This is a genomic window from Microbispora siamensis, from assembly GCF_016863095.1.
GTDB lineage: Bacteria > Actinomycetota > Actinomycetes > Streptosporangiales > Streptosporangiaceae > Microbispora > Microbispora siamensis.
Window position 1 is genome coordinate 206,358 of sequence record NZ_BOOF01000002.1, and the last position, 23,283, is coordinate 229,640.

At 72.6% G+C, this 23,283-nt stretch carries 20 protein-coding genes; 7 read left to right on the forward strand and 13 right to left on the reverse strand.

Features of this window, described 5'->3' with window-relative positions; all coding sequences use genetic code 11:
* Positions 1 to 72 precede the first annotated feature (72 nt).
* Positions 73 to 2,325, forward strand: a complete 2,253-nt coding sequence (locus Msi02_RS02710) for a molybdopterin cofactor-binding domain-containing protein (protein WP_204046889.1) — start codon at positions 73 to 75, stop codon at positions 2,323 to 2,325.
* An 11-nt stretch (positions 2,326 to 2,336) separates the two neighbouring features.
* On the opposite strand, the gene Msi02_RS02715 is transcribed toward Msi02_RS02710, so the two are convergent.
* From Msi02_RS02715 to Msi02_RS02725, 3 genes are all read right to left on the reverse strand, one after another.
* Complete coding sequence (locus Msi02_RS02715) at positions 2,337 to 3,035, reverse strand: hypothetical protein (protein ID WP_204046890.1); 699 nt, start codon at positions 3,033 to 3,035, stop codon at positions 2,337 to 2,339.
* 92 nt (positions 3,036 to 3,127) lie between these two features.
* Positions 3,128 to 3,709 (reverse strand): hypothetical protein, encoded by a 582-nt coding sequence (locus Msi02_RS02720; protein ID WP_204046891.1) that lies wholly within the window; start codon positions 3,707 to 3,709, stop codon positions 3,128 to 3,130.
* A gap of 226 nt (positions 3,710 to 3,935) precedes the next feature.
* Positions 3,936 to 5,564 (reverse strand): SecDF P1 head subdomain-containing protein, encoded by a 1,629-nt coding sequence (locus Msi02_RS02725; RefSeq protein WP_373308233.1) that lies wholly within the window; start codon positions 5,562 to 5,564, stop codon positions 3,936 to 3,938.
* Between the two features lie 177 nt (positions 5,565 to 5,741).
* On the opposite strand from Msi02_RS02725, the gene ald reads away from it, so the two are divergent.
* On the forward strand, positions 5,742 to 6,860 hold the full coding sequence (gene ald, locus Msi02_RS02730; protein ID WP_204046893.1) for an alanine dehydrogenase: 1,119 nt from the start codon (positions 5,742 to 5,744) through the stop codon (positions 6,858 to 6,860).
* Positions 6,861 to 6,881: 21 nt separating this feature from the next.
* On the opposite strand, the gene Msi02_RS02735 is transcribed toward ald, so the two are convergent.
* Positions 6,882 to 7,565, reverse strand: coding sequence for a thioredoxin-like domain-containing protein (locus Msi02_RS02735; protein ID WP_079314271.1), 684 nt, complete (start codon positions 7,563 to 7,565; stop codon positions 6,882 to 6,884).
* Between the two features lie 107 nt (positions 7,566 to 7,672).
* Between Msi02_RS02735 and Msi02_RS02740 the strand changes: the two genes are divergently transcribed.
* A complete protein-coding gene (locus Msi02_RS02740; protein ID WP_204046894.1) occupies positions 7,673 to 8,362 on the forward strand; it encodes a DUF305 domain-containing protein in 690 nt (229 codons plus the stop codon).
* A 27-nt stretch (positions 8,363 to 8,389) separates the two neighbouring features.
* Here the strand turns inward: Msi02_RS02740 and Msi02_RS02745 are convergent, their stop codons facing one another.
* A complete protein-coding gene (locus Msi02_RS02745) occupies positions 8,390 to 9,241 on the reverse strand; it encodes an alpha/beta fold hydrolase (protein ID WP_204046895.1) in 852 nt (283 codons plus the stop codon).
* 89 nt (positions 9,242 to 9,330) lie between these two features.
* On the opposite strand from Msi02_RS02745, the gene Msi02_RS02750 reads away from it, so the two are divergent.
* Positions 9,331 to 10,209: a helix-turn-helix domain-containing protein gene (locus tag Msi02_RS02750; protein WP_239108060.1), complete on the forward strand. Its 879-nt coding sequence runs from the start codon at positions 9,331 to 9,333 to the stop codon at positions 10,207 to 10,209.
* Positions 10,210 to 10,272: 63 nt separating this feature from the next.
* Here the strand turns inward: Msi02_RS02750 and Msi02_RS02755 are convergent, their stop codons facing one another.
* The 3 genes from Msi02_RS02755 to Msi02_RS02765 form a co-directional block, all read right to left on the reverse strand.
* Positions 10,273 to 11,361: a threonine aldolase family protein gene (locus tag Msi02_RS02755; RefSeq protein ID WP_204046896.1), complete on the reverse strand. Its 1,089-nt coding sequence runs from the start codon at positions 11,359 to 11,361 to the stop codon at positions 10,273 to 10,275.
* Between the two features lie 64 nt (positions 11,362 to 11,425).
* A complete protein-coding gene (locus Msi02_RS02760; protein WP_079314274.1) occupies positions 11,426 to 12,079 on the reverse strand; it encodes an SDR family NAD(P)-dependent oxidoreductase in 654 nt (217 codons plus the stop codon).
* 23 nt (positions 12,080 to 12,102) lie between these two features.
* Entirely contained in the window at positions 12,103 to 14,193 is a 2,091-nt protein-coding gene (locus tag Msi02_RS02765; protein ID WP_204046897.1) for a DUF6421 family protein, read from the reverse strand.
* Between the two features lie 173 nt (positions 14,194 to 14,366).
* On the opposite strand from Msi02_RS02765, the gene Msi02_RS02770 reads away from it, so the two are divergent.
* Positions 14,367 to 15,077: a hypothetical protein gene (locus Msi02_RS02770; RefSeq protein ID WP_204046898.1), complete on the forward strand. Its 711-nt coding sequence runs from the start codon at positions 14,367 to 14,369 to the stop codon at positions 15,075 to 15,077.
* Here Msi02_RS02770 and Msi02_RS02775 read toward each other — a convergent pair.
* Positions 15,017 to 15,679 (reverse strand): response regulator, encoded by a 663-nt coding sequence (locus tag Msi02_RS02775; RefSeq protein ID WP_079314277.1) that lies wholly within the window; start codon positions 15,677 to 15,679, stop codon positions 15,017 to 15,019. The two genes, Msi02_RS02770 and Msi02_RS02775, sit on opposite strands and share 61 nt — an antisense overlap.
* Positions 15,676 to 16,860, reverse strand: coding sequence for a sensor histidine kinase (locus Msi02_RS02780; RefSeq protein WP_204046899.1), 1,185 nt, complete (start codon positions 16,858 to 16,860; stop codon positions 15,676 to 15,678). The genes Msi02_RS02775 and Msi02_RS02780 overlap by 4 nt, the downstream gene beginning before the upstream one ends.
* A gap of 193 nt (positions 16,861 to 17,053) precedes the next feature.
* Between Msi02_RS02780 and Msi02_RS02785 the strand changes: the two genes are divergently transcribed.
* Both Msi02_RS02785 and Msi02_RS42930 read left to right on the forward strand, forming a co-directional pair.
* A complete protein-coding gene (locus tag Msi02_RS02785; protein WP_204046900.1) occupies positions 17,054 to 18,730 on the forward strand; it encodes a zinc ribbon domain-containing protein in 1,677 nt (558 codons plus the stop codon).
* A gap of 28 nt (positions 18,731 to 18,758) precedes the next feature.
* On the forward strand, positions 18,759 to 20,630 hold the full coding sequence (locus Msi02_RS42930; protein ID WP_239108061.1) for a serine/threonine-protein kinase: 1,872 nt from the start codon (positions 18,759 to 18,761) through the stop codon (positions 20,628 to 20,630).
* Here the strand turns inward: Msi02_RS42930 and Msi02_RS02795 are convergent.
* The 3 genes from Msi02_RS02795 to Msi02_RS02805 are packed head-to-tail and all read right to left on the reverse strand — an operon-like array spanning position 20,623 to position 23,218.
* Positions 20,623 to 21,378 (reverse strand): adenosylcobinamide amidohydrolase, encoded by a 756-nt coding sequence (locus tag Msi02_RS02795; RefSeq protein WP_204046901.1) that lies wholly within the window; start codon positions 21,376 to 21,378, stop codon positions 20,623 to 20,625. The genes Msi02_RS42930 and Msi02_RS02795 overlap by 8 nt on opposite strands.
* On the reverse strand, positions 21,375 to 22,190 hold the full coding sequence (locus Msi02_RS02800; RefSeq protein ID WP_204046902.1) for an ABC transporter ATP-binding protein: 816 nt from the start codon (positions 22,188 to 22,190) through the stop codon (positions 21,375 to 21,377). Before Msi02_RS02800 ends, Msi02_RS02795 begins: the two co-directional genes overlap by 4 nt.
* Positions 22,187 to 23,218, reverse strand: a complete 1,032-nt coding sequence (locus tag Msi02_RS02805; protein WP_204046903.1) for a FecCD family ABC transporter permease — start codon at positions 23,216 to 23,218, stop codon at positions 22,187 to 22,189. The genes Msi02_RS02800 and Msi02_RS02805 overlap by 4 nt, the downstream gene beginning before the upstream one ends.
* Positions 23,219 to 23,283 lie beyond the last annotated feature (65 nt).

Genomic DNA, 23,283 nt, shown 5'->3' on the forward strand with positions numbered 1-23,283 from the left:
CTCCGGGTTTCATCGCCGCGCCGATAGGCCCCGCCGCGGCCCGCTTGCTGTACTACGCAGATGGAGCGGCGGATGGCGACTGAGGAGACGGCGGGCGCGCCGACGAGGACCGGGACGCGTCCGGGCCTCGGCGAGAGCGCGCCGCGCCCCGACGGCACGCTGAAGGTGACCGGGGAGTTCGCGTACTCCTCGGACCTGTGGCTTGAGGGCATGCTCTGGGGCGCCACACTGCGCAGCCCGCACCCGTCCGCGTGGATCCGCTCCATCGACGTCGGTCCCGCGCTCGCGATGCCCGGAGTGTTCGCCGTGCTCACCCACGAGGACGTGCCCGGCGAGAAGTTCTACGGGCTGGAGCGCCGCGACCAGCCGGTGCTCGCCGTCGATCAGGTCCGCTACCAGGGCGAGCCCGTGGCGATCGTGGCCGCCGACCATCCGGAGACCGCGCGCCGCGCGGCCGCCGCGATCGTCGTGCGGTACGAGGAGCGCGAGGCGGTGACGGACCCCCGCCGGGCCGCCTTCGACCCGTCCTGCCCCGCCGTCCACCCCGAGGGGAACCTCGTACGGCACCAGCCGGTGAGGGTGGGCGGGACCTTCGAGGCCGAGGTGGTCGTCACCGGCGAATACGAGGTCGGCATGCAGGACCAGGCGTTCCTCGGCCCGGAGTCGGGCCTGGCCGTGCCCGCCGAGGACGGCGGGGTGGACCTGTTCGTCGCGACCCAGTGGCTGCACGTCGACCGGGACCAGGTGGCGCCGTGCCTGGGCCTGCCAAAGGAGAAGGTGCGGCTGACGCTCGCCGGGGTCGGCGGCGCGTTCGGCGCCAGGGAGGACCTGTCGATGCAGGTCCACGCCTCGATGCTGGCGCTGCGGACGGGCCGTCCGGTGAAGATGGTGTACGGCCGCGAGGAGTCGTTCTTCGGCCACGTCCACCGGCATCCGGCGCGGATGCGCTACGAGCACGGCGCCACGGCCGACGGCCGGCTCGTCTACGTCAAGGCGGAGATCCTGCTCGACGGCGGGGCCTACTGCTCGTCCACCCCCGCCGTGGTGGGCAACGCCGCCTCGCTCGGAGTCGGTCCGTACGAGGTGGACAACGTCTGGATCGACGCGTACGGCGTCTACACGAACAACCCGACCTGTGGCGCCATGCGCGGGTTCGGGGCGGTCCAGGCCTGCTACGCGTACGAGTCGCAGATGGACCGGCTCGCGGCGGCCTGCGGGCTGTCGCCGGTCGAGATCCGCGTCCGCAACGCGGTGTCGCAGGGGTCGCGCCTGGCCACGGGGCAGGTGATCGACAGCCCCGCGCCGCTCGCGGACATGCTCGCGGAGCTGGCCGCGATGCCGCTGCCGCCGGAACCGGCGGACGAGCCCGACCTGCGCCTCCTGCCGGGCGGCGTCGCGCAGACCACGCACGGCGAGGGCGTTCGGCGCGGCGTGGGCTACGGCGTCGGCATCAAGAACATCTGCTTCTCCGAGGGCTTCGACGACTACTCGACGGCCCGGGTGCGGGTCGAGCTGGCCGGGGACGAGCCGCACGTGCTCGTGCACACCGCCGCCGCCGAGGTGGGCCAGGGGCTCGTCACCGTCCAGGCCCAGATCGCGCGTACGGAACTCGGGATCGCCAGAGTCACGGTCGCCCCGGCGGACACCGCGGTCGGCTCGGCCGGGTCCTCCTCGGCCTCCCGCCAGTCGTACGTCACCGGCGGGGCGGTCAAGACGGCCTGCGAGGCGGTGCGGGCCCGCCTCGACGCGCTGCGCGCCGCGCATCCGGAGCTGTCGCTGGAGGAGGTGCTCGAACGGTTCGGGCCGGTCGAGGAGACGCGGGAGTACCGCCACCGGCCCACGTTCCCCATGGACCCCGTCACCGGCCAGGGCGACTCCCACACGCAGCTCGCGTTGTGCGTGCACCGGGCCGTGGTCGACGTGGACGTCGAGCTCGGCCTGGTCAAGGTCGTCGAGCTGGCCGCCGTGCAGGACGTGGGGAGGATCCTCAATCCGCCGGCCCTGGAAGGGCAGATCCACGGCGGCTCCGCGCAGGGCCTGGGCCTGGCGCTGATGGAGGAGATCCAGGTCAGGGACGGCCGGGTGCTCAACCCCTCGTTCACCGACTACCTGATCCCCACCATCCTCGACATGCCGCCCATGCGGTTGTCGGTCCTGGAGAACCCCGACCCCCACGCGCCGTACGGCCTGCGGGGCGCGGGCGAGCCGCCCACGCTGTCGTCGACCCCCGCGGTGGCCGCGGCGGTCAGGGCCGCGACCGGGCTGGATCTCCCCCGCGTCCCGATCCGGCCCGAGGACATCGCGCTCACGCCCGTCGCCGGCTGAGCCCCGCCGGATCAGTCGGCGATGTAGCCGATGGAGGTCACCTCGTAGCCGCGGCTCTTCGCGCCCCGCACGTGCATGAACATGCCGCCGCCCTCATAGGAGTAGGCGCAGCTGTAGCCCTTGGGCTCGGAGTTGCAGCCCTGGAAGAAGTACTTCACGCCCTTCGGGTCGTGCTTCGTCCGGAACAGCGTCTTGACCGCCGTGGTCGAGGCGATCTCCAGGCCCCGGTTGCGGTCGCCCGCGCGCCAGGCGTCGAACAGGTGCTTGGCGGCGGCGGACGGCTTCGTGAGATGACGGGACTCGTACACCTTCGTGACCTTCGAGCCCGAGACGACCATCAGGACGCCGTCGAGCCCGCCCGGCACGCGCACGCTGGTGTGGACGAACCGGCAGGCGTTGCCCGAGCAGCCCGCGAACTCGTCCGGGGCCCGGAAAGGATAGGAGAAGAGCGTGGAGACCGCGCCCGCGGTGGCGACCCGGGAGGCCGCGTGGCGGTCCGCGCGCAGCCAGGCGCCGAACAGCTTCTTGGCGACGGCCGCCGGTGCGGCCGTGCCGTGAGCGGACGCCCAGGCGGGGGCCTGTGCAGTCGCTCGCCCAGTGGCTTGCGCTGCGTGGGCGAGGGCCGGGCCTGCGGCGAGCAGGGAGGCGGGGACCAGGAACGCGGCGGTCGCGGCCGTGGCGGCCGCGCCTCGCAACCATCGTGCTGACACGCGCCGTACGCTACAGGGATCTACTTGCACCCGGATTGACCCCGGCTTGCACCTACCGCTGCCGCCCTCGGGGGCCGGCCCCGCTGGAGCCGTCACCGGCGTCCGCCCGAGACCGGGGACCGCTGGGCGGCCAGGCCGCGCCGTGCGGCGGCCAGGCATCCGGCCAGCAGCGTCACACCGGACAGCACCCCGCTCACCAAGGGCACCCACGCCACGGCGGAGGTGGCGGTCATGACGAGCCCGGCGACCCCGAGCACGGTGAGGACCACACCGGGCACCATGATCGTCCGGTCCCTCCAGATCGGTCCGAGGGCGACGAAATGGACGCCGACGACGAGAGCGATCCAGGCGACGTTGCTTTCCTCGGGGCGGTCCAGGACGCGCAGCACCGCGATGCCGCCGAACAGCGCGACGGCTTCGATCACGACGACCACCGCGAAGCCGAGGCCGAACATCTTCCCGGACTCACCGCCTCCCCCGATGCCAGGTTCGGCGCCGGTGGACCTCGCACGCCCGACGGCGAGGAACCACATGGCGACGACGCCGGCCAGGGCGACGGCCGCGGCGATCCGGAGGACGAGGGCGAGAGCATGACCGAGAGGTGGATGCGAGTTCGCGAAGACGAAAACAGCCCCGAAAACCGCACCTATCAACAAACCGGTCATACGCTGCATGGCGTGACCTTATCGCGATTTCGATCACCGGCTGAGCGGAGGCCGTCGCCCCGCCCTCGGTGATCCAGGCCCCTGGATCACGGTGAGGACGTCACACGCGGCCGACTCGTGCCGGGCTGGACAGCCGGGGCGGGACGGCCGGGGCGGGACGGCCGGGGCGAGAGCGCCCCGGCCGCCGGCCGGCCGATTCAGGTCCGGGAGCGGCGGTCCTGACCGTGCCACGCGCTCACTGGAACCCCTCAAGGGTGGGCTGCGTGCCTCCCGGCTGTGCCCCGCCCGGTTGCGTCCCGCCTTGCGTCCCGCCTTGTGTCCCACCACCCTGCTGGGTGCCGCCGCCCTGCTGGGTGCCGCCCGGCTGCGACCCGCCCGGCTGGCCGCCCTCGTACACCGTTCCGCCCGGCTGCGTGCCACCGGTCTGGGTGCCGGTCGGTTGCGTGCCACCCTGCTGGGTTCCGTCGGGCTGCGTGCCGGCGGGCTGGCCGGCGTCGGTGGCGGCGGGTGAGGCGGCCGGGTTCGGCTGCCCCGCGGGGGCGGATCCGGTCAGCAGCGCCATGATCGCGTCGGCCTGGGCCTTGTCGAAGCCCGCGATGCCGAGGCTGTCCTGGGTGATCTCCTGGGCCACCCGCGGGGCGGCCACCACCTTCTCCCCCACCACGATCGCGAGCTGCTGCTTGACCGTCTCGCGGGTGAGCGCGGCGATCTGCTCCTGGCTGGAGGGGGACAGCACGAGCCTGATCGAGTAGGTGCCGTCGTTCTCCGGCACCTCCTCGATCTTCTGCACGGTCGTGACCGTGACCCCCGGGTCGAGCTGGTAGCAGGAGGCGCCCTTGTCGTCCGGGATCGCGTCCGTTCCGCTGCAGGGCGCCGGCCCCACCCCGGTGACCGGAGCGAAGTGCATGGGCGTCAGCAGGGTGCGTACGGGCGTCTGCTTGAGCGGCGGGGCGTCCGGGTTGCGGGTCATCACCACGGCGACGGCGCCGAGGACGCCGGACATGACGACCACCAGCACGAGGGCCACGACGAGGGCGATCGTCGTCCCCCTGGCCGCCCTCGGCACGGTGGGGCCGGCCGGGGCGGGCGGCCCGTCACCCGGTCCTGCGCCCCCGTCCGCGGGCGTGCCGTCGGGTGCGCCCGGTACGCCGGGCACGGCGGGCACGGCGGGCTCCACCGGCTCGCCGGGCGCGACGGGAGCACCTGCGACACCAGGGGCACCAGGGGCACCGGCGACACCGGGGGCGCCAAGCGGGTCACCCGGTCCAGTGGGAACCCCCAGCGGATCAGCGGGTCCACCCGGCACCGCAAGCGGGTCACCCGATCCACCCGGCACGCCCGGCACGCCCGGCACGCCGAGGGGGTCGCCAAGCCCGGCAGGCCCCGCGGGCTCACCCGGCACACCGACCGGTCCAGTGATCGTGTCACCGAGCGGATCGACAGGCCCGCCCGGCGGCTCACCGCGCACCCCGAGCGGGTCGTCGAACCCGCCGAGCCCACCGAGCCCACCGGGCTCACCCCGCGCACCACCCGGACCGCCGAGTGGATCGCCGAGCCCCGCGCGCTCACCGTGGGCACCGAGCGGAAGGGGACCTCCGCCGGGGTCGCCCGGCCCGCCGATGGGCCCATACGTGTCACCCTGCCCGCCGCCGGCGGCGGGCAGGACCGTCGTCTCTCCCGTGGCACCGGCCCCGCCGGACATGTCGCCGAACCAGCCGCCCCACCCGCCGGACGCCTCGGCGGGCACGCCGCCGCGGTCCTCGGGGCCGACCGGCTTGGGCATGGGCGCCGTCTCGGCTCCCGATGTCAGGCCGCCGGGCCGCGGGCCGAGTTCCTCGTCTCCCGGCACGGGCGCGTTGTGCATTCCCACCTCGATCCCTTACACCGCTCGCAGAGCCTACCGAGGTCTGCCAACCGCGGGTAACCGGCCGACCATGGAACGCTCAACACCCTCCTTTATTGACAATTTGTCATGAATATCCGCCAAATGGTTGCCCGTTGCCCGATGTCGCCACGGACGTCGGAAGCAGACAGTTGAGACATGAAGGTGGGAGTTCCCCGAGAGATCAAGACGCACGAGTACCGGGTTGCGCTCACACCCGCGGGGGTCAACGAGTTCGTACGCAAGGGTCATCGGGTCCTCGTCGAGAAGGGGGCGGGCCAGGGGTCCGCGATCCCGGACGAGGACTTCGCCGCGGCGGGGGCCGTCATCATCGGCACGGCGGACGAGGTGTGGGCCGAGGGCGACCTGATCCTGAAGGTCAAGGAACCGGTGCCGGACGAGTATCACCGGATGCGCAAGGGCCAGGTGCTGTTCACCTATCTCCACCTGGCCGCCTCGGAGTCCTGCACCCGGGCCATGCTGGAGTCGGGCGTGACCGGCATCGCGTACGAGACCGTGCAGAAACCCGACCGCACGCTGCCGCTGCTCGCGCCCATGTCCGAGGTGGCCGGGCGGCTGGCGCCGCAGGTGGGCGCCTACCACCTCATGCGTCAGGGCGGCGGGCGCGGCGTGCTGATGAGCGGCGTCCCCGGCACCTATCCGGCCAAGGTGGCGGTGATCGGCGCGGGGGTGTCGGGCATGAACGCCGCCGCGGTCGCCGTGGGCATGCGGGCGCAGGTGCTGCTGCTCGACCGCGACGTCGACCGGTTGCGCCACGCCGACCTCGTCTTCCGTGGCGGCTGCCAGACCGTGGCGTCCAACGCGTACGAGGTCGAGCGGGCGGTGGTGGACGCCGACCTGGTGATCGGCGCGGTGCTCGTGCCGGGCGCCAAGGCGCCGACCCTGGTGAGCAACGACCTCGTCTCGCGGATGAAGCCGGGGTCGGTGCTGGTGGACATCTCCATCGACCAGGGCGGCTGTTTCGAGGACTCGCGGCCGACCACCCACGCCGACCCGGTCTACCGGGTGCACGGCTCGGTGTTCTACTGCGTGGCCAACATGCCGGGGGCGGTGCCGCACACCTCGACGTACGCGCTGACCAACGTCACGCTGCCGTACGCGCTGGCGATCGCCGACCTGGGCTGGCGCGAGGCGCTGACCGCCGACCCCGCGCTCGCCCTCGGTCTGAGCACCCACGAGGGTCACCTCACGAGCCGCCCGGTGGCCGAGGCCCACGGGCTGGAGGCCGTGCCCGTGGACCGCGTGCTGGTTCCTTAAGCCGGGCCGGGGACGTCCGGATCAGGAGGACGGGGACGGAGCCGTGCTCGGCATCGGCTCCTGCGTGGTCTCCTGCTGGGCCGGCGGGAGCGGCTGCTCGTCGGTGGTGCCGATGCCGCCCGAGCAGGAGGCGCCGTACTCGGGGGTGGTGGTCGGGTTCTGCTTGTACTTCTTGATGAACTCCGGCAGGCGGGGGTCGTCCGCGGAGTCCAGCGCGAGCTGGTGGTTCCAGGAGCTGGCGACGATCTTGGACGGCAGGCCCGGGTAGGGGCTCAGCAGCATGTAGTCGGCGGAGGCGAGGCTCTTGAGCTTGTCCACCTCGGCCTTGGGCAGGTCGGGCCGGTAGGTGATCCACACCGCGCCGTGCTCCAGCGAGTGGACACCGTGCTCGTTGTGGATGGGCTTGTCGTAGATGCCGCAGTTCTGCCAGTAGAAGTTGTGCTGGCCGCCGACGGGCGGGGTCTCCTTGTAGGACACCTTGTTCCAGGAGTGGTCGGAGCCCTTGTAGTTGAAGGTCTTGACGGCGCTGAGCGACTTGGCCGAGCGGTCGTTGACCACGTAGACGGCGACGAGGGCGACCAGGACGACGATCACGAGGCCGCCTATCCCCCACATGAGAAGCGCGGCGCGCCGCTCCTTACGCTTCTGCTCGGCGCGCATGCGGGCGAGGTGCTCACGCCTCGCCTGCGACTTCTCCTTGGTCATCGCTCCTCCAACCGCTGATCACTGACACCCCCGCTGCGTATGGAGAATAGTGGCTAAAGGTATTGCTTCGGGCAGAGCGACGGCTGTGGCGAGTAGCCTGTGGGGCGATGAGCACTGACATCGACGCCCCAGGGGACGGCACAGTGGAGACCGCTGCGGAGACCGCTCCCCCGGCCCGGCGCCGCCTCCCCGTCCTCGGGCTGGTCGTCGTCCTCCTCGCGGCGGCGGCGCTCGTGCTGTTCTTCACCAGGCAGGCGACGCTCGGGGACGCCTCTCCCGAGGCGGGGTTCGCCAGGGACATGGGGGTCCACCACGCGCAGGCGGTGGAGATGTCCTTCATCCTCAGGGACAAGACCTCCGACCAGGCGCTGCGCAGCCTGGCGTACGACATCATCACCACGCAGAGCACCCAGCGTGGAATTTTCATGGGCTGGCTGCAGCAGTGGGGCCTGGACCAGAGTTCCACCCGCCCGGCGATGGCCTGGATGGCCGGGCACGGGCATGGCGGGGCGGCCACGACCGTCCCGGCGCCCGGCACGATGCCCGGGATGGCGACGGAGGAGGAGATGAACCGGCTCCGCCAGGCCACCGGCAGGGACGCCGAGATCCTCTTCCTCCAGCTCATGATCCGCCACCACCAGGGCGGCGTGGAGATGGCCGAGGGCCTGCTCAAGCTGTCGGACCGCGACGAGGTGCGCGCTCTCGCCCAGCACATCGTGGACGGGCAGAACGCCGAGATCCGCACGATGACGGACCTGCTGGCCAAGCGGGGAGCCCGGCCGCTCCCCGCGCCGTGACCCTCTCCGGCTGTCCGGCCGTCTCGTTCAGTCCGCCCGTACGGCGTGGATCGCGGTGAAGGCCAGCAGGGAGCGTGCGGTCCGCCCCGGGCCCTCGAGTATGGGTGAGTGCCCGAGACCGGGCAGCAACTCGACTTCCGCGCCCGGAACGACGCGGTAGTCGGCGGCGGACGAGGACCGCCATCTCCGGTCGTCCTCGCCGAAGATCACCAGTAGCGGCTTGCCGAGGACCGCCAGCCGGTCCGGAAGCGCCCGCTGCTCCAGGTAGTCGCGGGTGCCCTGCATCGTGGCGGTGAGCGTGTGGTAGGTCATGATGCGCACCTCGTCCAGGAGCTCGGGCGGGATCCGGTAACCCGCGCGGCTGAAACCGGTGCTCGCGAACCGCCGGAGCTGCTCGTCGGTCGGTGGCCATTGCGACGGTGCGATCGCGGCGGACTCCGGTGCGATGAAGGCGTCCATGCCGGGCCCGGTGTTGATGAGCACGAGCGCGGTCACCAGGTCGGGTCGTTGCTCGGCGAGAGCGGTGGCGACCGCGCCGCCGCTGGAGTGGCCGGCCACGATCGCGCACTCGACGCCGAGCCGGTCCAGTGCCGCGCCGACCCGACGTCCCTGGTCCGGGATCGCGTAGCTCGGGCCGGCCGGTTTGGCCGACCGGCCGTGCCCGAGCAGGTCGATCCGGATGACGCGATGCGATCCGGTCAGCAGCGGAACCAGACGGTCCCACGAGCGGGCCGAGGAGGCGGACCCGTGGATCAGCAGGAGTGCCGGGGCGTCGCGGGGGCCGTCCTGGCACACGTGGATGTCGCCGTCGTCCAGGGACAGCATCGAACTCTCGGTGGTCTCGTCTTCCACACGCGGTTTGCCGTCGGAAACAGTCATGCGCCCACTGTCGCCGCCGGTGCGCGCCGCCGTCTTGGACGAATGTTCCCCGCCCGCGTGTCGGCGCGTGCCCGCATAGCCTGGAGGCCATGTCGACATTCGTGCACGGTGAGGCCGTGTGGGACGTCGCCTGCCCGCGGCGGCCCAGCCGGGTGGCCGGTGTCACCATGGCCGGGTTCCGCGTCGCCGACATGGACGCGCTCCGGATGGTCCCGCACCCGGCCGTGACGCTGCTCCTGGAGTTCGGCGCCGGTTCGCCCGTCGTGCACTACGCCGCGGGGCGGCAGCAAGGGGGAAGTCTGGTCGCCGGGCCCGGGCTCGGGTCCGGCGGCGCGGTCCGGGCGCGGGGTGAGAACGTCGAGTGCGTGCAGGTGCGCCTGTCCCCGGTCGTCGCACGCGCGATTCTGGGCGTCTCCCCCGCCGGCCTCGACGGCGCCGTGGTGGCCCTCGACGAGCTGTGGGGCCGGGAGGCGTCGCGGATCCGTGAGCGACTGGGCGAGGTCTCCTCCTGGGAGGATCGCTTCGCGCTGACCGACGCGCTGCTCGCCCGCCGGCATGAGGCGGGGCCGCCCGTGGACCCGGAGGTGGCCTGGGCCTGGCGCCGGATCGTCGGCGGCCGCGGCCTGGTCCGGGTCGACCGGCTGGCCGCCGAAGTGGGATGGAGCCGTAAGCGCCTGTGGTCGCGGTTCCACTCGCAGATCGGCCTGCCGCCCAAGCGCGCCGCGAAGCTGGTCCGCTTCGACCATGCCGCCCACCGCCTGGTCGCGGGTGGAAGCGCCGCCCAGGTCGCGGTCGAGGCCGGCTACGCCGACCAGTCCCACCTGCATCGGGACGTCGTGGAGTTCACCGGCGTGACCCCGGCGAGCGTGGCGGCCGAGCCGTTTCTGGCGGTCGACGACATCGCGTGGCCCGGCCGGGAGGCTTCGGCCGAGCCGGGCCTCTCGTCGGTCGCCGGTGCAGGTCCTTGATCTCGAGAGCCGCGGCCGGCCGGGGAGACGCCCGCGACCGGCCGCCGCGACTCGGATGCGACGTCAGGCCCGCAGTTCCTCGGCCAGCGCCGCGGCGAACGCGTCCACGTCGGCCTCGGTGGTGTCGAAGGCGCACATCCACCGCACCTCGACCATGCCCCCGCCGACCTGCTCGTTCCAGTTGTAGAACCGGAACCGCTTGCGCAGCCGGTCGGCCGCGTCGGCCGGCAGGATCGCGAACACCGCGTTGGCCTCGACCGGGCGCGGCACGCTCACCCCGGGCAGGTCCCGTACGGCGTCGGCGAGCCGCCGGGCCATCGCGTTGGCCTGGCGGGCGTTGCGCAGCCACAGGTCGCCCCCGAGCAGGGCCTCGAACTGCACCGACACGAACCGCATCTTCGAGGCGAGCTGCATGCTCGTCTTGCGCAGGTACGGCAGGCCGCGCGACGCCTCCGGGTTCAGCACGACGACGACCTCGCCCAGCATCAGACCGATCTTGGTGCCGCCGAAGGACAGCACGTCGACCCCCGCGTCCGTGGTCAGGGCGCGCAGCGGCACGTCCAGGGCGGCGGCCGCGTTGGTGATCCGCGACCCGTCGAGGTGGACGTACATCCCCAGCTCATGGGCGTGGTCGCAGATCGCCTTGATCTCGGCCGGGGTGTAGAGCGTGCCCAGCTCGGTCGCGTTGGAGATCGACACGACCCGGGGCTGCGCCCGGTGCACGTCGCCGAACCCCCACGCCTGCCGGTCGATCAGGTCGGGCGTGAGCTTGCCGTCCGGGGTCGGCACGGTCAGCAGCTTCAGCCCGCCGGTGACCTCGGGGGCGCCGCCCTCGTCGGTGTTGATGTGCGCGCTCTCGGGGCAGACCACGGCCTCCCAGCGCGCGCACATCGATCGCAGCGACACGACGTTGGCCGCCGTGCCGTTGAACACGGGGAACACCTCGGCCTGCTCGCCGAAGTGCCTGCGGAAGACACCGCGGACCGCCTCGGTGTAGACGTCGTCGCCGTAGGAGACCTGGTGTCCCCCGTTGGCGAGGGCGATCGCCTCCAGGACTTCGGGGTGCACCCCCGCGTAGTTGTCGCTGGCGAACGTCCGGCTCGCCGGGTCGTGCCGGCGCACGGCATCGGTTGTCACGAGATGTCTCCCCATCGCGGTTTCAGGCCCCGCGGCCGGCCCGGTCGGGCCGGCCGCGGGTCCGGATCAGCAGCGTAGATCAGGGTGTGAGGTCGATCCTGCGGCCGTTGACCGCCGCGGGCTCCTCGTCCCACAGGCCCGCGACCGCCGCCGCCAGATCCTTCACGTCGGTGAAGGTCCGATACGGCTTGTCCGGGTTCGCGGCCCTCATCTCATCGTGCACCAACGCGTTGACCACCAGGACCACCGCGGCGGCCGAGGTGTCCTTCAGCGCGTCGGCCAGCGACAGCGTCCACGCCTCGGCGGCGGCCTTCGCGGCCGCGTACGCCGCGCCGCCCTGCGTCGGCTTCTGGGCCGCCCGGGCCGACACGATCGCGAAACGGCCGTTCCCGCTCGCCCGCAGCAGCGGCTCGAACTCCAGCGAGACGTTCTGCAGGGTCCTGATCAGCAGGTCGTGCAGCAGGTCCCAGTCGTCGAGCGAGGTGTCGGCGAAGGTCTTCGACCCGCGCCAGCCGCCGACCAGGTGGACGACGCCGTCCACCCGGCCGTGCTCGGCCCGCACCCGCTCAGCCAGGCCGCGTACGGCGTCCCGGTCGAGCAGGTCGACGGCCAGGCACCCCTCGGCGCCGGACTTGTCCACGCCGATGACCGTGTCCCCGAGCTCGGTGAACTTCCCGACGACGGCGCGGCCGGCCGGGCCGCCCGCTCCAGTGACCAGGATCACCCTGCTCATCGCGCGTTCCTCTCCGGCCCCGCTCATGCGCGGATGCCCCGGGTCGACTCCACCACGTCGGTGAGCTTACGGCGCAGGGCCTCGTAGAACATGCTCAGGGGGAACTCGTCGGGCAGCACGGCGTCCACCATGGCCTTCTGCTCCGTGGGCAGCGCGTGCACGCCCTGCTTCCAGACCGAGGCCGGGTCGGGCTCGACGTACGTCGCGACCAGCTCGTGCGCGGCCAGCCAGTGGGCCCGCTTGGAGCGGTCGATGCCGTCGCGGTAGAGCTTCTCCACCTCGCCGCGCAGGTCGGCGACGCCGTCGGCGACCCGCGACCAGTCGATCGTGAGCCGGTTGTCGGTCCACCGCACGATGCCCTGCCGGTGCAGGTAGGCGAACAGCAGCTGGCCGCCGAGCCCGTCGTAGTTGCGCACCCGCTCGCCGGTGATCGGGAAGCGGAACAGCCGGTCGAACAGGATGGCGTACTGCACGTACCGCGCGTGCGGCACGCCGGCCGCCTCCAGCTTCACGGCCTCGCCGTACGCCGTGAGGTCGCAGCGCAGCTCCTCCAGGCTGTAGAGCCAGTACGGCATGCGCTGCTTGATCATGAACGGGTCGAACGGCAGGTCGCCGTGGCTGTGCGTGCGGTCGTGGACGAGGTCCCACAGCACGAACGTGTCCTGGGCGAGGTCCTGGGACGCCAGCAGCCGGGCGGCGTCCGGCGGCAGCTCCAGCTTCAGCGTGGCCGCGGCGGCCTCGCTGACCCGGCGGAACCGGGCGGCCTCGCGGTCGCAGAAGATGCCGCCCCAGGTGAAGCGCGGCGGGGTCTGGCGCACGACCACGGTCTCGGGGAACAGCACCGCCGAGTTGGTGTCGTAGCCGGAGGTGAAGTCGACGAACGTGATCGGCACGAACATCGGGTTGTCGTAGCCGCCCCGCTCCAGCTCGGCCAGCCACTCGGGCCACACGACCCGGATCCAGACCGCCTCGACGTTGCGGTTGGGGTTGCCGTTCTGGGTGTACATGGGGAAGACGACCAGGTGCTCCAGGCCGTCGATCCGCTGGGTGTCGGGGTGGAAGGCGTTCAGCGAGTCGAGGAAGTCGGGCACGCCGAGGCCGGCCGCCACCCACGCGCGGAAGTCCTTCATCACCGCGTCGAGATACTCGGCGTCATGCGGGAAGTGCGGCGCGAGCCGTCCGACGCCGTCGACGATCTCGCTGATGCACGCCACGGCCTCGTCGTGGTCGCCGGTGACCGATCCGTCCTTGGCCTGGAGCGGGCGCAGCCGCTCCACGGCGGCCTTCAGCCGGGCGAACTCCTCCGCCACCTCGGGGCGGGATGCGCGGGCGGCGCCGGACGCCTCGGGCACGCGGGCGGCCCAGGTCACCAGGTTGCCCCACAGCTTCTCGTGGTCGTAGTCGCGGATCGAGTCGTCGCCGAACAGGTCGGAGTCGGCCAGCACGACCACCCGGCCACGGCCGTGCCGTACGGTGGCTACGAGCGGGGCGTCCGCGGGGTCGGCGGACCCGGAGGTCGTGAACAGGACGCTCGCCTCGGCCGGCGCGACAAGCGTGCCCGCGCGGTAGAAGCAGGCGCGGCGCACCTCGGCCAGCAGGTCCTGGGCCACGCCGCCCGGCTCGCTCACGGCCTGCGCCGTGGGGACGCCGAGGATCCAGGTGGCCACGGTGTTGTGGCAGTTGCCGGGGTCCTGCACGGTCGCGTGCTCGACCGTCACCCCGAACCGGGCGAGCAGTTCGCCCAGGTTGCTGCCGTACTTCTCCTGCTCGTGCTCGGCCAGCACGATCAGCCCGCCGCCACCCGCGACGTACGCCTCCAGCGCGTCGATCTCCTCGGCGGAGAAGACCGGGCTGCCGACCCCGGTGGTGCGCTCCCAGCGCTCGGCCGAGGGATGGGCGACCACGAAGACGTCACACCCGTCCAGGACGGCCGGGGTGATCGGGCCCTCGGTGTGCGCGCGCACCGTGTGGCCGAGCCGCCGCAGCGCCCCGGCGGCCTCCGCGTAGCTGTTGTCGTCGGGGTGGGCGGGATTCATGGCCTCGGCGACCTCTCGCCGGATCGTCCACGCCTCGCTGTGCGCCTCGTCGAACAAGACCGCCGGGAAAGCCGTCATGAAAAATCTCCCGTACTGTGAGCCGTCTTCCGGAAAATATACACATACCTAGCCTCGTGGCGATAAGTCGCCCTAGCGGATGAGGAGGCATCACCCGAGCGGCGGACGAGTCCCCGGGGGTCGCTCACCTACCGTCACCGGCCGTAGGGAGAAAGACCCGAAGGGAAAGATCGATGTTCAAACTGTCCGACTCGGTGGCCTTCCGGCGCACCATCACCGGAGCCCTGCTGTTCGTCGCGCCGCTGCTGCAGTTCGTCGCGCTCCTCGTCGACCCCGGCACCTGGGGCGACGACCGCGAGATGGTCAGCTACGGCGACAACCCGGCCCTGGCCCAGCTGGAGTCGCTGCTCTACCACTGGAGCTGGATGCTCGTCCCGATCGCGGCCTTCGGCCTGCTGCACCTGGTCCGCAAGAAGTCCGTCGTCTTCGGGCACATCGCCGGGGGCATGACGATCATCGGCTACATCAGCGTCTCGGCGCTGCTCCTCATGGACCCCGTGGAGTGGTGGTTCGGGCAGCACTACCCGGTCGAGCAGGGCCAGAAGATGTTCGACGAGGTGTTCAACCTGCCCGGCGTCATCTTCGGGTTCACGCTGCCGTGGATCTACCTCGGCATGATCGGCCTGCCGCTGCTCCTGCTGGCCGTCTCGCGCACCGGCTTCGTCCACTGGTGGGTGCCCGCCGTCGTCACGGTGGGCTACGTGGCCTCGATCCCGGTGCCGTACGGCCCGCTGACGATCCCGTTCTGGGGCGCCCCCGTCATCGCCATGGGCTACCTCGGCCTCAAGGTGCTGCGCATGACGAACGCCGAGTGGGCGTCGTACTACCCGAGCGCCGACCCCGGCGTCACCACGCCCGACTCGTACGCGAACACGACCGCCTGAGCGCGGTCGCGCAGGTTCAGCTTCATGAGCACGCGGGCGACGTGGGTCTTGACCGTGGCCTCGCCGACGAAGAGCTCCTTGGCGATCTCGGCGTTGGTGAGGCCCCGGGCGAGCATGCGCAGCACCTCCAGCTCGCGCGGGGTCAGCTCGGCGAGCTGCGGCGGCCGTACCGGCTCGTGCCGGCCCGCGAAGGAGGCGATCACCCGCGTGGTGACGGCGGGGTCGAGCAGGCCGTCACCCGCCGCGACGACCCTGATGGCCTCCACGAGCTGCTCGGGCGGCGACACCTTCAGCAGGAAGCCGCTGGTCCCCGCGCGCAGCGCGGCGTACAGGTTCTCGTCGGTGTCGAACGTCGTCAGCATGATGACCTTGGGCGGCCGTGGCGCGTCGAGCAGCTGCCTGGCCGCGGTGAGCCCGTCCATGCGCGGCATCGAGATGTCCATGAGCACGACGTCGGGCTGCACCCGGCGGGCCAGGGCGACCGCCTCCGCGCCGTCGGCGGCCTCGCCCACGATCTCCATCCCGGGCTCGCTCTCGACCACCATACGCAGGCCGGCCCGGATCATCGCCTGGTCGTCCGCGAGGACGATGCGGATGGTCAATTCGTGGCCTCGCTCATGGGCACTCCCTGGGAGATCGGCAGCGTCGCGCGGACACGATAGCCGCCCTGCGGCAGCGGCCCGGCGTCGAGGGAGCCGCCGAACAGCTCGGCCCGCTCCCGCATGCCGATGAGCCCGTTGCCGGTGGACAGCGCCGGTCCGGCGCCCCCGCCATTATCGGTGATCTCGAGCTCCAGCCGGTCGGGGCGGTAGGCGATCCGGATGCGTACGTCGGCGTCCCCGGCGTACTTGACCGCGTTGGTGAGGGCCTCCTGCACGATCCGGTACGCCGACAGGTCGAGACCGGGCGCCAGATGCACGGGCTCGCCCTCGGTCTCCAGCGTCACGCGAAGCCCCGAGGTCCCGACCGTGGAGATGAGGTTGGGCACCATGTCGAGCCCCGGCTGGGGCAGCGCCTCGTCCTGCGGCATCCGCAGCGCCCCGAGCATGATCCGCAGCTCCTCCACCGCGTCCCGGCCCGCCTGCTCGATCCCGCCGAGGATCTCGGCCTCCGGAGAGGGGCCGTCCTCCTGCGCCGTACCCATCCGGCGGCGCAGCACCCCCGCCTGCATGACCATCATGCTCACGCTGTGAGCCACCACGTCGTGCAGTTCCCTGGCGATCCGGTTGCGTTCGGCGGCGACGGCCTCGGCGGCCCGGCGCTCCCGCTCCAGCTCCAGCCGCGCCGCCCGCTCGGCCATCCGGTGGGCGCGCAGGAGGTAGCCGCGCAGGGCCAGGCCCGTGACGTACGCCGAGCCGAACATCACGGTGAGGTAGACGACCTCCTGGAACGGCAGGAACCGGTGGTCGACGGCCCCCGAGTCGAAGACGAGGATGCCCACCAGGGCCCAGGCCCCACCCGGTTTGAACGGCAGATGCGCGCCGATCGTGTGGAAGACGATGAGCAGCGCGGCGAGCTGCCAGACCGGGCACGACTCGTTGCCCTGCCGATGCCAGGCGTACTGCGCGAGGATCATCAGGATGAAGACCGCTACCGGGGCCCTGCGGCGATACCAGACCAGGACACCGGTGACCAGCGCCTGCCCGACCCACCACAGCTCGGGATTCTGGGCCGCACCGTAGTCCTTGGCGTCCGTGAACGCCTCAAGGGTGCCCAGCGCGATGATCGCGAGGCCGATCAGGAGGTCGACGCGAGGGACCGAGCGGAGGGGGGACAAGCGCATGCGCGCAGAGTAATCCCTGCCCGGCACAGCGCGCATCAGGCGACAGACGTCCGCAATCGGCCTGCAAGTCAACGTCAAGCGACCGCGCGATCATCGCCCTGTATCAAGTGGGTGTCGGTCACGAAACTCACCTTGTCCAACACTGTCCGCGCTGAGACGCTTGAACCGATCCGAACAGGCCTAGGAGAAGCAGATGCCCCGCCTGCACTCCCTTATCGCGGGGCTGGGCGCGCTCTCCGCGCTCGCGGCGCCCATGCTCCACCCGCATCCCAGCGGTTCCACCGACCGGGTCACCCCCGGCGCCGTACGCGTGGAGTCCTCCTCACACGTCCGCATCACGCTCCTCGACGACCGCGGCGTGATCAAGCAGCTGGCCCGGGACTACGACGTCGACCTGGCGAAGGGCAGCGGCTTCACGGTCACGCCCGACGGCGTGGTCGTCACCGCGACCCAGGTCGTGCAGGCCGCCGACGACCCCCGGGTGTACGCCGCCAACCGGGTGTTCGCCGAATACTTCAAGGTGAAGATCCCGGCCGACTTCAAACGGCACTCGCTGGACGACGCCGACCTCGACCGGCGGCTCCAGGCGTGCTACCCGCCGCAGCGGACCGACTCGACGTGCATCGCCGACGTCGCGACGAACGTCAGCGTCTACCCCTACCTCGATCCGCCGCCGGCCGGAGGCCTGCCCGCGCAGATCCTGACCACCGGGTCGTCCCCCGCGGCCCCGGCCGTGCTGAAGGTCACCAAGGGCGGTGAGAAGCAGTCGCTGCCCACGGTCCCGCTGGGCACGACACTCGGCGCCGCGGTCGAGTCGCTCGACGTGATGTCGCTGCCCGGCAGGCCGTCGGCGAAGCTGCCGCCCAAGCTCGACACCGCGCACCTCGACCCGCCGGGCGGCCGGGCCTTCAAGGAGCGCGACAAGGTCGCCAAGCTGCTGGACGACGGCGCGTCCGGCGCGGCCCTCATCGACGACGGCAGGAGCGAGGTGGTCGGGTTCGTCTCCGGGGGCGGCGACGAGCCGGTGACCATCACCCCCGCCGACGACATCCGCAGCGCGCTGGTCGCCGCCGGGGTCACCCCGCGCCGCGGCCCGGTCGACGTGGTGTACGAGAACGCGCTCGCCTCCTACCACAACAAGCTCTACAGCGGCGCGATACCGGCGCTGCAGCAGGTGCTCAACCTGCGGCCCGACCACGCGGTGGCGGCCGACCATCTGCGGGTCGCCCAGTCCAAGGCCGGCACGGCGGAGGACGCCGGAGCCAAACCGGTGGCGCGCCCGACGACGGCGGCGCAGCCGAAGTCGTCGGTGCCGCCGTACGTGTGGGCGGCCGGCGGCGTCGTGGTCCTCGCCCTGCTGGCCGTGGGGGTGGTGCTGCTGCGCCGCAGGAGCGCCGCCGCACGGGCCGACGGCGACGGCCGGACGGACCCGGGACTGGACGGGCACAGCGTCGCCGAGCCCGGGATCGCCGCGCAGGGGGACTTCGCGGGCGAGGCCGGGTCCTACCCGCCCGGGGAGAACTCCTGGCCGCCGTACGCCGTGACGAGGGTGTTCGGGGCCGAGGCCGCCCGGTCTCCCGAGGTCGTGGGGCCGCCGCCGGCGACTCCTGTGCCGTCTACTTCTGTGCCGTCGACTCCTGTGCCGGCGGATCCGTCGCCGCCCCGCGGGCAGGCGTACCCCGCGGACCTGTCGCCGCCACACGGGCACGCGCATCCGGCCGACCCCTCACCGCCGCGCGGGCATTCGTACCCGCCGAACCCGTCGCCCCCGCGAGGACAGGCACAGCTGAAGTTCTGCACCCAGTGCGGCATGCGGCTGGGCCAGGGGCACCGCTTCTGCGGCTTCTGCGGGAACCCGGTCGATTCGTGATCAACAGAACGTTCAAGGGGGAGACCGCATGACCGAGGGGCCCGTGATGCCGGCGCTCGTCGGGCGGCGACTCGGCGACTACACGGTCGAGGCGGTCGTCGGGCGGGGCGGCATGGCGACGGTCTACCGGGCGCGCGACCAGCGGCTCGGGCGTGCCGTGGCGCTGAAGGTGCTCGCGCCGCAGCTCGCACACGACGACCGCTTCCGCGACCGGTTCGTGCGCGAGTCCCGGATGGTGGCGAGCATCGACCACCCCAACATCATCCCGGTGTACGAGGCCGGCGAGCGCGACGACCTGCTGTTCATCGCCATGCGCTACGTCGAGGGCAGCGACCTGCGCAAGCTCGTGCAGTCGGAGGGCCCGCTGCCGGTCGGGCGGGCCAACCCGCTGTTCGCGCAGATCGCCTCCGCGCTGGACGCCGCGCACACCCACGGCCTGGTGCACCGCGACGTGAAACCGGCCAACATCCTGGTCACGCGGTCCGACCACGTCTACCTGACCGACTTCGGGCTGACCAAAAGCTCGGCGGCCGAGGCCGGGCTGACCAGCCATGGTCACTTCATGGGCACCCCGCGCTACGTCGCCCCCGAGCAGATCCGGGGCCTGCCGGTCGACGGCCGAAGCGACCTGTACGCGTTCGCCTGCGTGGTGTACGAGGCGCTCGCCGGGCAGCCGCCGTTCCAGCGGGACACCGAACTCGCGCTGCTCTACGCCCACGTGTCCCACGACCCGCCGCCGCTCACGCCGTACCGGCCGGACCTGCCGCACGCGGTGAACGCGGTGATGACGCGGGCGCTGGCCAAGTCACCGGCCGAGCGGTTCGAGACGTGCCAGGCGTTCGTGTCCGCGCTGCGCGACGCGATCAGCGGCGGCGCGGGCGACCCGGCAGCGGTCTCCTCGTCCTATCCCCCGGTTCCGCCGGTCTCCCCGTCGTATCCACCCGTCTCTCCGTCGTATCCCTCGGTCTCTCCAGACTCGCCGGTCTCCTCTGTCTCCCCGGGATCCGCGGGGTCTCGGCCGCAGGGGTCCTACCCGCCGGTCACGCCCTCCTCGTTCCCTCCCGGCACCAGGCCGCCCGTCTCCCATCCCTCCGGCTCGGCGCCCGCGGCGTCCCGCCCGCCCGTGAGCCACCCGTCGGCCGCGAGCCGGGGAGAGGGGCCGATGCGGCAGGGGCCGATGCAGCAGGGGGCAGCGGTGCAGGGGCACGGGTCGTACCCGCCCGGGTCGCCGCACTCACAGGCGACGGTCGCGTCTGCGGCCTCGCGGGACCGGCGGCGGGGGCTGCCGCTCGGCCCGCTGATCGGCGGCGTGGCGGTCCTCGTGTCCATCGCCGTCGCCGCCGCGCTGCTGCTCACCAAAGGCGGGGACACCGCCGCGACGTGGAACACCTACCCGGGCAGCACCGCGGCGCCGTTCACCATGTCCTACCCCTCGGCCTGGGGCGAGGCCAGGACCAACGCCGACCAGTGGATGATCGCCTCCCCCGCGGTGGACGAGTTCAACGCGCTGTTCGCGGTGCCGGGCAACACCGACTGGTCGAAGGTGAACCCCATCATCACGGGCCAGCCGGACCGGGCCACGGGCGTGTTCGCCCAGGTCAGCAACACCCTGAGCACATCCGACTCGCCGATGGAGCTCCAGGAGAGCCTGGGCCCGGCGCTCCCCGGCGTGACCACCTACTACGGCGTGCCGACACCGACGACGGTCGGGGCCAGGCCGGCGTTCCGGATCGACGGCGTGCTCAGCGACCCCCAGCAGGCCGGCCGGCTCGACTTCTCCGCCTACGTCGTCCGGCAGGGCGACGCCGGCACGTCCGTCCTGGTCACCTTCTTCTGCCCGGCCGGCCGGTGCGACGGATCGAACATCGACCACGTGGTGAACAGCATCACCTTCAAGTAGCCCGCCACGTTCGCCAGTCCCGCGCGCCGTCGAGGACGGCACGGTGGACGGCACGGGCGATCCGCGCTCCCCAGACGGAGCGCGGACCGCCGAACGCCTCAGCCGGGCCCTCCTCCCGTACGGCGACGCAGACGGCGTCCGACGCGGTCCCGGTGCAGGGGAACCCGGCCTCCAGCAGTGCCTGAGTCTTCGCCTCGGTGACCGTCATGACGGCGTTGACCAGCGCCGGGTCGGAGAACGCGACCGGCACGGCCACCAGGATGTTGATCGTCCCCGGGCGCGGCGCACGCGCTCCGGTATCGCACACCATGGCATCACGCACTCCGGCATCGCGCACCCTGGCGTCGCCCGCGCCGACGGCCTCCCGCGCCGGCTCAGGGGCGGCCGGCAGGCCGGGGTCGGGCACGCCCTCGGGCGCGGCCGCCCAGGTCGGCACGCCCAGGCCGACCGTGGCGACGGCCTCCGCTCCCCTGTCGGCCGCCGCTGCGTACCGCTCCACCAGCGCGGCCGTCATCATGCCGACCCCCGGACCGCCGGGACCGAGCGCGTCCATGTGCTCGACCGGGTCCATGCGCGAATAACCGGCGGCCACCTGCGCGTTCAGCACCCACTCGCGGTGGCCGATGCCGCCGCCCAGCATGGCCGAGGAGATCATTCGCCAGCCGGGCCCGAACCGCCACAGCAGCGTGCCCAGCCGCAGGCCGTCCTCCATCCGATACGTCAGGGACGGCCGCGGGACCTCCGTCATGCCTCCTCCATCATCGAGGAGATCGACGGGCGGACCAGGTGGACGAGCGGGCGCCCGTCGGGGCCGGGCTCCACCCGCACCCGGGCGCCGAAGTGCTCGGTCAGCAGCGGCTCCGCCAGCACCCGCGCGGGCGGCCCGGCCGCGACCGCGCGCCCCGAGGCGAGCAGCACCAGCGCGTCGGCGTACTGCGCGGCGAGGCTGAGATCGTGCAGCGTCGTCACGACGGTGAGGTCGTCGGCCAGGCGCAGCCGGTCGACGAGTTCGAGCACCTGCTGCTGGTGGCCCAGGTCGAGCGCCGTGGTGGGCTCGTCCAGCAGCAGCACCGGCGCCTGCTGCACCAGCGCCCTGGCGAGCACGACCCGCTGCCGCTCGCCTCCGGACAGGTGCCCGAGCGGCCGGGACGCGAAGCCGTCCAGGTCGAGCCGTTCCAGCACCGACCGCGTCACCTCGCGGTCCCGCGCGCTCTCGCTGCCGAGATAGGGGATGTACGGCGTGCGGCCCAGCAGCGCGTAGTCGTAGACCGTCATGTCGGGCGGCAGCGCCGGGCTCTGCGGGGCGTACGCGATCAGCCGGGCCCGCCGGCGCGGGCGCAGGTCGTCCACGGCCGTCCCCTCGACGAGCACCTCGCCCTCTTTCGGAATCAGCCCGGCGACGGCCCGCAGGAGCGTGGACTTGCCCGCGCCGTTCGGCCCGATGACCGCGAGCCACTGGCCGGGCGCGGCCGACAGCGTGACGTCCGTGAGCACCCGCCGCCCGCCGAGCGTAACGCCCACGCCGCGCGCCTCGACGGCCGGTACGGCGTGCCCGCTCACGTCTCCACCCGCCGGGTCACGCGCAGGACGGTGACGAAGAACGGCGCCCCGACGAACGCCGTGACGACCCCGATCGGCAGTTCGGCCGGCGCGAGCACGGTACGCGCGATCGTGTCGGCCAGCACGAGGAACGCCGCGCCGCCGAGGAACGACAGCGGCAGCACGATCCGGTAGGACCAGCCGGCGAGCCGCCGGACCACGTGCGGCACCACGATCCCGACGAACGCGATCAGCCCGCTGACCGCGACCGCCGACGCGGTGGCGAGCGAGGCGGCCAGCAGCACGACGAAGCGCACGCGCGCCGCGCGCAGGCCGAGGCTGACCGCCTCCTCGTCGCCCACCGACAGCACGTCGAGCAGCCGCCCGTGCAGCAGCATGACGACGGTCGACACCACGGCGTACGGCGCGATCATGCGGAGCTGGTCCCAGCCGCCGCCGACGTCGCCGAGGATCCAGGAGTAGATCCGCTGCAGTTCCTCCACCTTGAGCTGCTGCACGAAGGTCTGGATGGCGGTGAGGAACGAGGTGACCGCGACCCCGGCGAGCACGAGCGTCGCGGTGCCGCCGCCCCGGCCCGCCGTGTGGCCCAGCGCGTACGCGAGGAACACCCCGCCGACGGCCCCCGCGAAGGCGGCGACCGGCACCCCGGCCACCCCGGCGTCGCCGCCCAGGAAGACCACGACGAGCGTCACGGTGAGACCGGCCCCGGCCGCCGCTCCGAGCAGATAAGGATCGGCCAGCGGGTTGCGGAACACGCCCTGGTAGCCGGCCCCGGCCGTGGCGAGCAGCCCGCCCACGACGGCGGCGAGCAGCACCCGCGGCACCCGGAGCTGGAACAGCAGCCCCTCCTCGACCGGCGAGAGGCCCGAGTGCACGGACACCAGCGGCAGCCGGTCGAGCAGCGCCAGCGCGATGGCGCGGGGAGCGATGCCCGCCGCGCCCGCCATCAGGCCGAGGGCGAGACTGGCCACCAGCACGACGGACGCGACGAGCAGCGCCCGGCCGCGTGGCCGGGCCTGCGTCGTCATCACGCCACCACCGGTCTCACCGCGTCACCGCTCACCGCGCCGCCAGGGGCGTCCGTGTCGTCACC

Bases quoted from the DNA above. Each gene is read 5' to 3' on its own strand.
- Msi02_RS02710 (WP_204046889.1), top strand. From the start codon at position 73: ATGGCGACTGAGGAGACGGCGGGCGCGCCGACGAGGACCGGGACGCGT.
- Msi02_RS02720 (WP_204046891.1), bottom strand. From the start codon at position 3,709: ATGCAGCGTATGACCGGTTTGTTGATAGGTGCGGTTTTCGGGGCTGTT.
- Msi02_RS02725 (WP_373308233.1), bottom strand. From the start codon at position 5,564: ATGCACAACGCGCCCGTGCCGGGAGACGAGGAACTCGGCCCGCGGCCC.
- ald (WP_204046893.1), top strand. From the start codon at position 5,742: ATGAAGGTGGGAGTTCCCCGAGAGATCAAGACGCACGAGTACCGGGTT.
- Msi02_RS02735 (WP_079314271.1), bottom strand. From the start codon at position 7,565: ATGACCAAGGAGAAGTCGCAGGCGAGGCGTGAGCACCTCGCCCGCATG.
- Msi02_RS02740 (WP_204046894.1), top strand. From the start codon at position 7,673: ATGAGCACTGACATCGACGCCCCAGGGGACGGCACAGTGGAGACCGCT.
- Msi02_RS02745 (WP_204046895.1), bottom strand. From the start codon at position 9,241: ATGACTGTTTCCGACGGCAAACCGCGTGTGGAAGACGAGACCACCGAG.
- Msi02_RS02750 (WP_239108060.1), top strand. From the start codon at position 9,331: ATGTCGACATTCGTGCACGGTGAGGCCGTGTGGGACGTCGCCTGCCCG.
- Msi02_RS02755 (WP_204046896.1), bottom strand. From the start codon at position 11,361: ATGGGGAGACATCTCGTGACAACCGATGCCGTGCGCCGGCACGACCCG.
- Msi02_RS02760 (WP_079314274.1), bottom strand. From the start codon at position 12,079: ATGAGCAGGGTGATCCTGGTCACTGGAGCGGGCGGCCCGGCCGGCCGC.
- Msi02_RS02765 (WP_204046897.1), bottom strand. From the start codon at position 14,193: ATGACGGCTTTCCCGGCGGTCTTGTTCGACGAGGCGCACAGCGAGGCG.
- Msi02_RS02770 (WP_204046898.1), top strand. From the start codon at position 14,367: ATGTTCAAACTGTCCGACTCGGTGGCCTTCCGGCGCACCATCACCGGA.
- Msi02_RS02780 (WP_204046899.1), bottom strand. From the start codon at position 16,860: ATGCGCTTGTCCCCCCTCCGCTCGGTCCCTCGCGTCGACCTCCTGATC.
- Msi02_RS02785 (WP_204046900.1), top strand. From the start codon at position 17,054: ATGCCCCGCCTGCACTCCCTTATCGCGGGGCTGGGCGCGCTCTCCGCG.
- Msi02_RS42930 (WP_239108061.1), top strand. From the start codon at position 18,759: ATGACCGAGGGGCCCGTGATGCCGGCGCTCGTCGGGCGGCGACTCGGC.
- Msi02_RS02795 (WP_204046901.1), bottom strand. From the start codon at position 21,378: ATGACGGAGGTCCCGCGGCCGTCCCTGACGTATCGGATGGAGGACGGC.
- Msi02_RS02805 (WP_204046903.1), bottom strand. From the start codon at position 23,218: ATGACGACGCAGGCCCGGCCACGCGGCCGGGCGCTGCTCGTCGCGTCC.